Source organism: Pirellulales bacterium (assembly GCA_035656635.1).
GTDB lineage: Bacteria > Planctomycetota > Planctomycetia > Pirellulales > JADZDJ01 > DATJYL01.
This window is the reverse complement of sequence record DASRSD010000172.1, coordinates 23,578-34,664: the sequence shown is the minus strand read 5'-3', so window position 1 is coordinate 34,664 and position 11,087 is coordinate 23,578. Positions and strand designations below refer to the sequence as shown.

The following is an 11,087-nucleotide window of genomic DNA, read 5'->3' as shown; positions in this document are numbered from 1 at the left end:
GACCAATGATCCATCGGGTAGCCGCGCCCACGGGTGCGCCGGCGCGACCACCGGTCGCGGCTTTATATTGAAACTCGCTCCCGTTTCGCCTCATCACTCCGCGAAAACGTAAACTCATCGTCCACGAAGTCGATGTGCACCGTGGCGCCGGCGGGGAATTCGCCCTTTAACAACTCGCGGGAAAGGGGGTTCACGACGCGCTGTTGGATCACTCGCTTCAAAGGTCTGGCGCCGTAGGCGGGGTCGTAGCCTTCGTGGGCGATTTGGTTTAACGCCCGATCGGTGATGTCGAGTTGCAATCCGGTCTGCTCCAGTTGGTGGCGTAGATGCTGAATTTGGATGTCGACAATTTTGCGAATCTGTTTTCTCTCCAGCTGATGGAAAATAATCGTTTCGTCGATGCGGTTCAAAAATTCCGGCAGGAAGCGCGTGGCCATGGTTTCTTTCACTGCCGTGCGCATGTCTTCCTCGCTGCCCCCTTCCTTGGCAATTTCCTGAATCACCTGGCTGCCGACGTTGCTGGTCATAACCACAATAGTGTTGGTGAAATCGACGGTGTGGCCGTGGCTGTCGCTCAGGCGGCCGTCGTCGAGAACTTGCAGCAGGATATTGAACACGTCGCGGTGGGCTTTTTCGATTTCATCAAGCAAGATCACGCAGTACGGGCGGCGGCGGACGGCTTCGGTGAGCATGCCCCCTTCCTCGTAACCGATGTAGCCCGGCGGCGCGCCGATGAGGCGGCTGACGGTGTGCTTTTCCATGAATTCGGACATGTCCAGCCGAACCATGGCGTGCTCGTCATCGAACAGCACTTCGGCCAGGGCCTTGCACAGCTCGGTTTTGCCCACGCCCGTGGGGCCCAGGAAAATGAAGCTGCCGATGGGGCGATGCGGATCTTGCAAACCGCTGCGGCTGCGGCGCACAGCATCGGCCACGGCGGTGACGGCTTCGTCTTGCCCGATGACGCGCTGATGGAGACGATCTTCCAGCACCAGCAGTTTGGCGCGCTCGGTTTCCAACATGCGGTTGACGGGAATGCCGGTCCACGCGGAAATGACTTCGGCAATTTCGTCGGGGCCGACTTCCTGGCGCAGCAGGCGGCGCTTGGTCTTGGCCCCCTCACCCCGGCCCTCTCCCGCGAGGGGCGAGGGAGAAGATGATTTGCCGTCGGATGATTCCGCGCGACCACCGGTCGCGGCTTTATAATTGGACTGGTCGGCGTCGGCTTTTTCTTTATCGGTGCCGGAGGCCTCGACTTTTTTCTCCAGTGCCTTGCGCTCTTTGTCGAGCGTGAAGAGTTTTTGATACAGCTCCTCGCTTACCGGCATGCCGGCGGATTGGTTTTCCTTGATTTGCGTGTTGAGCTGGCTGATTTCGTGCTCCACCGCATCCAGCCGCTTGCGGGTTTGCTGCACGTCGCCCAGGCCGAGCTTTTCGGCTTCCCATTGCTCGCGAAGGCTGGCGAGTTGCTGGCGGAGCTTTTGGATTTCCTCCTGGATTTCGGCGCGGCGCTCCACGGCGTGCTCTTCGGTTTCCTCGGCCAGTTGGCGATCGGCCAGTTCCAGCTGCGTGATGCGGCGCTGAATTTGATCGATTTCTCCCGGCACGCTTTCCAGCTCCATGGCCAGGCGGCTGGCGGCTTCGTCCACCAGGTCGATGGCTTTGTCGGGCAGAAAGCGGTCGGTAATGTAGCGGTGCGAGAGCTTAGCCGCGGCGACCAGCGCGGAATCTTTGATTTTCACATTGTGATGCGCTTCGTAGCGGGGCTTGAGGCCGCGCAAAATGGCGATGGTGTCGTCCACCGTCGGCTCGCCCACGTATACGGGCTGGAAGCGGCGTTCCAGGGCGGCATCTTTTTCGATGTGCTTGCGATATTCGTCCAGCGTAGTGGCGCCAATGCAACGCAGCTCGCCGCGGGCCAGGGCCGGCTTGAGCAAATTGGCGGCATCGGTGGCGCCTTCGGCGGCGCCGGCGCCAATCATGGTGTGCAGCTCGTCGATGAACAAAATCACATTGCCGGCGGCCGATTCCACTTCGCGCAGCACGGCTTTCAGGCGGTCTTCAAACTCGCCCCGATATTTCGCGCCGGCGATGAGTGCGCCTAAATCGAGCGCTATCACGCGCTTGTTTTTCAAACTGTCGGGCACATCGCCTTGAACAATGCGCAGAGCCAGTCCTTCGGCAATGGCGGTTTTGCCGACGCCGGGCTCGCCGATGAGCACGGGATTGTTTTTTGTGCGTCGAGAAAGCACCTGAATGACACGGCGAATTTCTTGATCGCGCCCGATCACCGGATCGAGCTTCCCCTGGCGGGCGCGCTCCACCAGATCGATGCCGTATTTTTGTAGCGCCTGAAATTTAGCCTCGGGAACCACGTCGGTTACGCGCGCAGAGCCGCGGACGGTTTGCATGGCTGTGAGGAGCTCTTTTTCGGTGATTGCGTTCAGCTTCAGAACGTTTTTGGCTTTGGAATCGATCTTGGCCAGTGCCAGCAGGAGATGCTCCGTGGAGACGAAATCGTCCTTCATGGTGCCGGCCTCGCGCTGAGCCGCTTCAAAAACGTTGTTCAGCTCGGTGCTGATTCCCGGCTGGCCGACGTGCCCGCTTTGCTTGGGCAGATGGCTCAATTCGGACTCGGCAATGCGATCGAGCTGGGCGCGGTTGACGCCGATTTTATCGAGCAGCGGCTTGACGATGCCATCTTTTTCGGCCAGCAGCGAAGCCAACAGGTGCAACGGATCGATCTGCGGATTGCCATGATCGGCGGCCAATTCCTGGGCGCGTTGCACGGCTTCTTGGGCTTTGATGGTGAATTTATCGAAACGTAGGGCCATGTGGTTAGGGATTAGGGGTTAGAGGGTGGGGTTTAGAGAGTAGGGGCTAGTAATTGGTTGATTGGCACATTTAGCCGGCGGCTCACAGCCGCCGGGGATTATGCTGTCACCGGGAATTTTGCCGTGTATCGGTCGCAAATAAAAAGCCCCCAGCGACTCGCCGGGGGCTAAATGCTTTTCGGCGGGGGCCATTGCCCGACCGCAACGGGTCGAGCAAATTAATCTTTCTTCACTTCAAACTCGGCGTCGATGGCTTCCTCTTCCGCCTTCTTGCCGTCGCCGACGCCTCCTGGGGTGCCTGTGGCTCCGGTTGCACCGGCGCCGGCTTTTTCGTACAGCGTTTTGCTAAAGGCGTGCGAAGCCTGCTCCAGCTGCTCGATCGCTGACTTCATTGTGTCTGGATCGTCTCCCTTGATGGCATCGTTGACCTTGCTCATGGCGCTTTCTAAGGCCGATTTGTCAGAATCTTTTAGCTTGTCGCTCTGCTCCTTGATCAGTTTTTCCAATTGGAAGCACATCGATTCGCCTTGATTGCGCAGATCGGCAACCTGCCGTTTCTTCTTGTCTTCCTCGGCGTGGCTCTCGGCATCGCGAAGCTTGATCTTGATTTCGTCCTCGCTTAGGCCGCCGGTCTTTTCGAGGCGCACCTTGGCTTCTTTGCCCGTGCCGAGATCTTTGGCCGACACATTGAGAATGCCGTTGGCGTCGATATCGAACTTAACTTCAATTTGCGGCAGGCCGCGCGGCGCCGGCGGCAAACCCTCCAGGTTGAACTGGCCCAGCACGCGGTTGTCGCGGGCCATGGGGCGTTCCCCTTGATACACGCTGACCGTGACCGCCGTTTGATTATCTGCGGCGGTGCTGAAGACTTGCTTTTTTTCCGTAGGGACGGTGGTGTTACGCTCCACCAGCTTGGTGAAAACACCCCCTTCGGTTTCGATGCCCAGGCTCAGCGGGGTGACGTCCAGCAGCAAAATGTCTTGCACTTCGCCGGCCAGCACCCCGCCTTGAATGGCCGCGCCCACGGCAACCACTTCGTCCGGGTTCACTCCCTTGTGCGGCTCCTTACCGAACATTTTTTGGACCAACTCTTGCACCTTGGGAATGCGCGTGGAACCGCCGACCAGAACCACTTCGTCAATGTCTTTGGGCTCCATCTTGGCGTCTTTGAGCGCTTGCAGCACCGGGCCGCGGCAGCGTTCGAAGAGCGCATCTTCCAACTGCTCGAACTTGGAGCGTGTAATGTTCATTTGCAAATGCTTGGGTCCGTTGGCATCGGCGGTAATGAACGGCAAGTTGATGTCGGTCGAGCTGGCGGAGCTTAGTTCTTTCTTCGCTTTTTCGCAGGCTTCTTGCAGCCGCTGCAAGGCCATGTTGTCTTTGCGCAGATCGATGCCGTTTTCTTTTTTGAATTCGTCGGCCACATAGTTAATGAGGACGTGATCGAAATCGTCGCCGCCTAAATGCGTATCGCCATTGGTGGAAATTACGCGGAACACGCCGTCGGCCACTTCCAGCACCGAAATGTCGAAAGTGCCGCCTCCCAAATCGAACACCACAATTTTCTCATGTTCCTTTCTATCCAGCCCATAAGCCAGGGCCGCGGCGGTGGGCTCGTTGATGATGCGGGCCACTTCCAAGCCGGCGATTTGGCCGGCATCTTTGGTGGCCTGCCGCTGGGCATCGTTGAAGTAAGCCGGAACCGTGATGACGGCCTTGTTCACCTTGTGGCCCAGGTAGGCTTCGGCGGCTTCTTTCAGCTTGCGCAGAGTGCGGGCCGAAATATCGGGCGGTGTGAATTTTTTGTCGCCGATTTTAACTTCGACATACTCCTCCGGCGCGCCGACCACTTCGTACGGGACAATTTTTTCTTCCGAAGCCACTTCGCTGTGGCGGCGACCCATGAACCGCTTAATCGAGTAAACGGTTTTCTTGGGATTGGTAATTGCCTGGCGGCGAGCCAACTCGCCGACCAAGACATCTCCCTTATCGGTAAAGGCGACCACGCTGGGGGTAAGCCGGTTGCCTTCCTGGTTGGGAATAACTTTGGCTTCCTTCCCTTCCATCACGGCCACGACCGAGTTGGTGGTGCCTAAATCGATACCGATAATTTTTTCGCCAGCTGCCATGAACGGCTCCTTGTGGAACGGCGGAGTGGCTTCGGGGTTCAACTTTCGAGCTGAACGGGCGCACCGGCCGGGTTGATTTTTGGGTGATTTAAATGACGGGTTTAAACGTCCCCGGTTAAGAAAGCAAAGCCCGTGCCGGGTTTTATGGCTCAAACCCATTCGGCGCAACTTACTTGCAAATATAGCTTTGGGCACAGCAAATGACAGCCCGCCCAGGCTTAATTTCGACCTCCGGAAAAACTGCCGAACTGCCAAATTGACACACGTAATGTAGGCTTGTTCGTGTCGCTTCGGCTGCAAGGTGAGGTGCGAGAGAACGCCCGGCCCAGTCTCGTACGGCCAGATTCCGCCAGCGGTTTTTGACTTTTATGCTTTTTCAACATATTCTCCAAAACTCCTCGCCACTGTCTCATTAGCCACACGCCCAATATGGCTAAAGCCAAACCATCAAAACGCGTTGCGAAGAAACAGGCCGCTGCGGCACGCAGCGCGCCGCCGGCTGCGCGCGGCCCGACGGTGGCTTCGCTGCGGGTCAAGATCGACAAAATCGATCACCAACTGGTCGCCCTGATGAACCAGCGTGCCAGCTTGGCCCACAAAATCGGCAAGGTAAAAGAAGCCAACGGGCAAGCGGCGTACGATCCGGTTCGCGAATGCGAAGTTTTGGCCCGCGTGGCGCAGCACAACAAGGGCCCGCTGTCGAATCAATGTGTGCAAGCGGTGTATCGAGAAGTGATTAGCGGCAGCCGCGCCCTGGAAAAAACATTGCGCGTGGCCCACTTGGGCCCGGTTTACACCTACAGCCATTTGGCAGCCATCCAGCGGTTTGGGCAAAGTGTCGATTACGTGCCGGTGGCCAGCATCGGCGCGGTGTTTGAAGAAGTGAATCGCGGCCATTGCGATTACGGCCTGGTGCCCATCGAAAACAGCACTGACGGCCGTATTGCCGATACGCTCGACAATTTCACGCGGTTGCCGGTTCACGTTTGCGGCGAAGTGAATTTGGCAATTCATCATTGCCTGCTCGGGCTGTGTCAGCGAAGCGAAGTGCAGGAAGTGTACAGCCGGCCACAGGCTTTGTCGCAGTGCCGCAATTGGTTGGGCCGGCATTTGCCGCAGGCCCGCAGTGTGGAAGTCACCAGCACAACCACCGCCGCTCAATTGGCAAAAGAAAAACCTGGCGCGGCAGCCATCGCCAGCGTGCAAGCGGCCGTGCATTATGGATTGAATTTGCTGGCCGAAAACATCGAAGACCAGCAAGGGAACGTCACCCGCTTTGCCGTCATTGGGCAGCATCCCGGTCCACGCACCGGAAAAGATAAAACGGCCCTAATGTTCGAAATCCAGCACAAATCGGGCTCGCTGGCTGACGCGCTGAATTTGTTTAAGCGCAACAAGCTGAATTTGACGTGGATTGAATCGTTCCCCATTTCCCGTCCCGAAGGGGGCTATTTATTCTTTGTCGAGATGGAAGGGCATCAACACGACAAGCGCGTGGAAAAAGCCACGCAACTTCTGGCCCGACGCGCCGTCCGGCTAACTGTGCTGGGGAGCTACGCCAAAGCCCCGCCGGCGACGTGAAGGCTAATTCTTTTTGAACCGCAGAGACGCGGAGACGCAGAGGAGAAATGACGCGCTCCGACTCAGGCGAGTAGACTTCGAGTGGATTTGCCACAAATGGGCTCAATTGTTTTAAGGGGCAAAACACAATCGCCTTTTAACTCCTAGTAGATTTCCTCGAAATCGCTTATCCTCGTGCCTTCTTTGCGTCTCAGCGTCTCTGCGGTTAATTGAACTTCTCCGTGGTTAATTTGTAAGATGCCGTCGGCGCGACCGACGGTCGCGGCTTTATACGACTGACGGAAAGTAGCTATGCGTAAAAAATTTATCGCTGGGAATTGGAAAATGAATATGGATCGCGCTGGCGCGGTGGCGCTGGCGGAAGCAATCGCCAAACGGGCGGCAGAATTTTCCGAGGTCGACGTGGCGGTCTGCCCGCCGTTTGTGTATTTGGACGCGGTCCGCGGCGCCATTGCCCAAAGCAATGTCGGTCTGGGCGCGCAAAATATGTTTCATGAGCCCAAGGGGGCCTTCACGGGCGAAATTAGTGCCGCCATGTTGCTCGACATGGGCTGCAAATACGTGATTCTTGGCCACAGCGAGCGGCGCGACATTTTGGGCGAATCGAACTCCGAGGTTAACCACAAATTGAACGCCGCGCTGAAAGCCGGCCTCACGCCCATTGTCTGCGTGGGGGAACACTTGAATGAACGGGAAAATGGGCAAACCGCCAGCGTCATTCGCAGCCAGTTCGAAGGCTCGTTCGCCAATATTTCCGCCCAGCAAATGGAGAAAACCGTCATTGCTTACGAGCCGGTGTGGGCCATCGGCACAGGCAAGGTCGCCACGCCCCAACAAGCGGAAGAAGTGCATGCCGATCTTCGCAAATTGATCGAAAGCCGCTACAATGCCCAAGTTGCGTCGGCCGTGCGAATTCAATACGGCGGCAGCGTAAAGGCTTCCAATGCCGGCGAGTTAATGGCCCAGCCCAACATTGACGGAGCGTTGGTGGGAGGCGCCAGCCTGGTGGTCGACGACTTTATCGGCATTATTGCCGCTTGCAAATCGTAATGCCGGTGGGCGCCAGCCCGTGCAGGCTCAAACATACATGCTCGCCGCGTTTGCAGGACGCAAATTGCCGGGTTGCCAAATCAAACTTGCTTTAACCAAGGATCGGAAAAACATGAACGGGTTGCTGGGATTACTGTTGTTGGCCACGTCGATCTTTTTGATTTTATTAATTTTGATTCAACGCGGGCGCGGTGGCGGCTTGGCAGGCGCTTTCGGCGGCATGGGCGGACAAAGCGCATTTGGCACGAAGGCGGGCGATTTGTTTACCCGCGTAACCATTGGCGTCACATTTTTGTGGATTGTGCTGTGCATTGTCGGCGTGAAGGTGATGGGCAGCAACGCGAACCACTTTAGCGGCGGGCCCAACGGTCCAGGCACAGAACAAAACAGCGGGCCCGAATTGCCATCCAGCCGCGCTTCATCTGGCGGCGCACCAACTGGCGCCGGCACGGAAAAATCGGACGCCACTGATAAAGGTGCAGCAGCCGGCACCGGAGCCACCGAAGGCGCGCCCGCAGGCACAGTGCCCGGCAACGAAAATAAGGGATCTGGCGCGCCGGCCAGCGGCGTCGATAACAGCACCGGTGGCACAGCGCCTGTGGCGCCCCCGGCTGCCAGCGATTCCAGCAAGGCCTCGAAATGAGCTTGGGCCACAGCCGAGTTTCACACAGCCGAGTTTCAAGCCGCTAACCACTGCAGCCTCTGGAGTATCCCGTGCTGTTAAGCATGACTGGTTTTGGCGAAGCCCACCAACAGGCCAATGGGCTGGCCGTAGTGGTGGAAGTGCGCACGATTAACAATCGGTATTTCAAGTTCACCTTGCGCGCCGGGGAAGGTTACTCGGCGCTGGAATCGCGCGTGGAAGGGGTGGTGCGCGAACACATCAAGCGGGGCACCGTGCAAGTAAACGTGCAGGTCGATCGCAACACGTCGCCGGATGATTTCACAATTAATTTGGGCGTGCTGGAAAGTTATCAACAGCAAATTCAAAAGCTGCAAAGTCGCACGGGCAGCAAGCAAGAAGTCTCGCTGGAAAGCTTTTTGCTATTGCCGGGCGTGGTGAAGGAGCGGCTTTCTGATCCCAGCGTGGCCGAAGCCGACTGGCCGGTGATCGAAGCCACATTGCAAGCAGCCCTGGGGCATCTTGGTAAAATGCGGCGCGACGAAGGCCAGGCCATGGCTGCCGATTTGACCGTCAACTGCCGAGTCATTACGGCCGAGCTGAAGCAAATTGCCGCGCGTGCCCCGCAGGTGGTCGATGCGTATCGGGTGCGCCTGGAAGAGCGGGTGCGCAATGTTATGGAGGAGCACAAGCTCTCGCTTAGCGCTACAGATTTGGTCCGCGAGATTGCTATTTACGCCGAGCGGAGCGACATTTCCGAAGAGCTGGTGCGGCTGGACAGCCACTTGCAGCAGTTTGAGCAAATTATGGCCAGCCCGGAAAGCGCCGGCCGCAAATTGGAGTTTTTAACACAGGAAATGCTTCGCGAGGTAAACACCATTGGTTCCAAAAGCAGCGACGTGGAAATCGCCCGCCACGTCATCGAAATGAAAGCCTCCATCGAGCGCCTGCGGGAAATGATCCAGAATGTGGAATGATGTTCAGTACATTTCAGAAAGATTGAACCGCAGAGACGCCGAGGCACGGAGAGAGGCAGCAAAATAATGAGGAAGCCAGGAAGTTAGGAATCCTGGAAAAGAAGGGCTATCGCGCAATCGACGTAACAATTTCCTGGATTCTTGCCTTCCTTATAAAATGCCTGCTCTGCGTCTCCGCGGCTCTGCGGTTAATTGAATTGTAACTATCGTGGGTGGATTTGCTTTTGATGTCTTCTTCGTCAGCTGGCCGTGTGATTGTGATTTCCGGACCATCCGGGGCGGGAAAAACTACGCTACTGAGGCAGCTTTTGGCCCGCTGCGATCGGCTGGTGCCCAGCGTTTCGGCCACGACGCGCGCACCCCGGCAGGGGGAAATCGATGGGCGCGATTACCATTTCTTGTCGAAGGAGGAATTCGAGCGTCGGCGGGCGCAAGGAGAATTCCTGGAATGTGCCGAAGTATTTGGCGGCGGCGACTGGTACGGCACGCTCGAACAGGAAGTTGCCCCTCGACTTACGGCCGGAAAGTGGGTAGTCTTAGAGATTGACGTGCAGGGCACGCAATCGATTGTTCGGATGTATCCGGATGCGGTGACAATTTTTGTGCGTCCTGACTCGCTGGAAGAATTGGAGCGGCGGCTCAGAAACCGGGGCACGGAAAGCGAAACCGCTATTCAGCGCCGGTTGGCCGCGGCACGGCGGGAACTGGCTTCCGCCGACATGTATCGCTATCAGGTCACCAATCAAACGGTCGACCGGGCCGTGGAAGAGATTTTGCACATTTTGGATTACTCGGAGGATCGCAAGCATGCTTGAAGAACTGAAAGAAGAGCAAATTGTGAACAAAGTGGGGGGGCGGTTCAAGCTTTCCACGCTCATTCAAAAACGGCTGGTGGCCTTGAACGGCGGCAGCCGGCCGCTGGTCGATTTGCAATCTGAAAATAAACTGGAAATTGTGGTTCGCGAAATCATGGAAGATAAAATCTATTTAGATGCCGAAAGCAAGCTCCGCATGGCCGGCGAGGAAGAAGGCATCGGCGGCCCGCCGGAATTGGATTTGGCCGATTTGTAATTGTTTTCACCGCGAAGCCGCAGAGGATAGAATTTATAAGGAATCCAGGAAAACAGGAAACAAACCAGCAGGATTTAACGATATGAAGTTCATTCATTCGTTAAATATCCACGTTCCTGCATTCCTGGCTTCCTTATAAAACGTGTTTGTCTCTTCCGTGTCTCCGTGGTGTTGCTTCCCATGCAAGGCCGTGAACTGCTGATTGGCGTGACCGGCGGAATTGCCGCTTACAAAACGGCGGCCTTGGTGAGCGAATTGGTTCAGGCTGGCGCCGGCGTGACCGTGGTGCTGACCGAGGCGGCCCAACAGTTTGTCGGTCCGGCCACGTTCGAGGCACTCACCGGCCGGCTGGTGCCGCGCGGACCATTTGGCGATCCCGATTATCCGCTGGGCGCGCACATTGAATTGGCTCGGCGAGCGGAGGTGCTTTGCGTCGCTCCGGCCACGGCAAATTTTCTGGCCAAAGCCGCCGTCGGAATGGCTGACGATTTGCTGAGCACGTTGTACTTGGCGTTCAAGGGGCCCGTCGTCGTCGCTCCGGCCATGAATTCCGAAATGTGGAGCAAGCCGCCGGTCCAGCGAAGCGTGGCCCAGTTGCTGGCCGACGGCGTGACTGTCGTTGATCCAGAAGCAGGCTGGCTCAGTTGCCGTGACGAAGGCGTCGGACGGATGGCTGCGCCGGAAAAAATTCGGACGGCGATAGAAACGGCGCTAAAGAAAACCACAGCCAAATGACTACCAAGCCGCGACCGGTGGTCGCGCTGAAGTGGAAAAAAGTTTCTCATCTGCCTAGGTGCGGCGCGACCAACGGTCGCGGCTTTAT

At 57.2% G+C, this 11,087-nt stretch carries 9 protein-coding genes; 7 read left to right on the top strand and 2 right to left on the bottom strand.

The window, feature by feature from the left end; all coding sequences use genetic code 11:
- Positions 1-62 precede the first annotated feature (62 nt).
- Entirely contained in the window at positions 63-2,834 is a 2,772-nt protein-coding gene (locus VFE46_18000; GenBank protein ID HZZ29895.1) for an AAA family ATPase, read from the bottom strand.
- 218 nt (positions 2,835-3,052) lie between these two features.
- A complete protein-coding gene (gene dnaK, locus VFE46_17995) occupies positions 3,053-4,963 on the bottom strand; it encodes a molecular chaperone DnaK (GenBank protein HZZ29894.1) in 1,911 nt (636 codons plus the stop codon).
- A gap of 429 nt (positions 4,964-5,392) precedes the next feature.
- Between dnaK and pheA the strand changes: the two genes are divergently transcribed.
- From pheA to VFE46_17960, 7 genes are all read left to right on the top strand, one after another.
- Positions 5,393-6,544 (top strand): prephenate dehydratase, encoded by a 1,152-nt coding sequence (pheA, locus tag VFE46_17990; protein HZZ29893.1) that lies wholly within the window; start codon positions 5,393-5,395, stop codon positions 6,542-6,544.
- 291 nt (positions 6,545-6,835) lie between these two features.
- The gene (gene tpiA, locus VFE46_17985; protein HZZ29892.1) at positions 6,836-7,594 is read left to right on the top strand and encodes a triose-phosphate isomerase; all 759 of its coding nucleotides are present in this window, start codon (positions 6,836-6,838) and stop codon (positions 7,592-7,594) included.
- A gap of 112 nt (positions 7,595-7,706) precedes the next feature.
- Positions 7,707-8,237, top strand: coding sequence for a preprotein translocase subunit SecG (gene secG / locus VFE46_17980; protein ID HZZ29891.1), 531 nt, complete (start codon positions 7,707-7,709; stop codon positions 8,235-8,237).
- Between the two features lie 71 nt (positions 8,238-8,308).
- Positions 8,309-9,193: a YicC/YloC family endoribonuclease gene (locus tag VFE46_17975; protein HZZ29890.1), complete on the top strand. Its 885-nt coding sequence runs from the start codon at positions 8,309-8,311 to the stop codon at positions 9,191-9,193.
- Positions 9,194-9,420: 227 nt separating this feature from the next.
- On the top strand, positions 9,421-10,008 hold the full coding sequence (gene gmk / locus VFE46_17970; GenBank protein ID HZZ29889.1) for a guanylate kinase: 588 nt from the start codon (positions 9,421-9,423) through the stop codon (positions 10,006-10,008).
- Positions 10,001-10,264: a DNA-directed RNA polymerase subunit omega gene (locus VFE46_17965; protein ID HZZ29888.1), complete on the top strand. Its 264-nt coding sequence runs from the start codon at positions 10,001-10,003 to the stop codon at positions 10,262-10,264. The genes gmk and VFE46_17965 overlap by 8 nt, the downstream gene beginning before the upstream one ends.
- A 180-nt stretch (positions 10,265-10,444) precedes the next feature.
- Positions 10,445-10,999 carry a flavoprotein gene (locus VFE46_17960; GenBank protein HZZ29887.1) on the top strand — a complete coding sequence of 185 codons (555 nt, stop codon included), beginning with the start codon at positions 10,445-10,447 and terminating at the stop codon, positions 10,997-10,999.
- Positions 11,000-11,087 lie beyond the last annotated feature (88 nt).

Bases quoted from the DNA above. Each gene is read 5' to 3' on its own strand.
- secG (HZZ29891.1), top strand. From the start codon at position 7,707: ATGAACGGGTTGCTGGGATTACTGTTGTTGGCCACGTCGATCTTTTTG.
- tpiA (HZZ29892.1), top strand. From the start codon at position 6,836: ATGCGTAAAAAATTTATCGCTGGGAATTGGAAAATGAATATGGATCGC.
- VFE46_17965 (HZZ29888.1), top strand. From the start codon at position 10,001: ATGCTTGAAGAACTGAAAGAAGAGCAAATTGTGAACAAAGTGGGGGGG.
- VFE46_18000 (HZZ29895.1), bottom strand. From the start codon at position 2,834: ATGGCCCTACGTTTCGATAAATTCACCATCAAAGCCCAAGAAGCCGTG.
- gmk (HZZ29889.1), top strand. From the start codon at position 9,421: ATGTCTTCTTCGTCAGCTGGCCGTGTGATTGTGATTTCCGGACCATCC.
- VFE46_17960 (HZZ29887.1), top strand. From the start codon at position 10,445: ATGCAAGGCCGTGAACTGCTGATTGGCGTGACCGGCGGAATTGCCGCT.
- pheA (HZZ29893.1), top strand. From the start codon at position 5,393: ATGGCTAAAGCCAAACCATCAAAACGCGTTGCGAAGAAACAGGCCGCT.
- dnaK (HZZ29894.1), bottom strand. From the start codon at position 4,963: ATGGCAGCTGGCGAAAAAATTATCGGTATCGATTTAGGCACCACCAAC.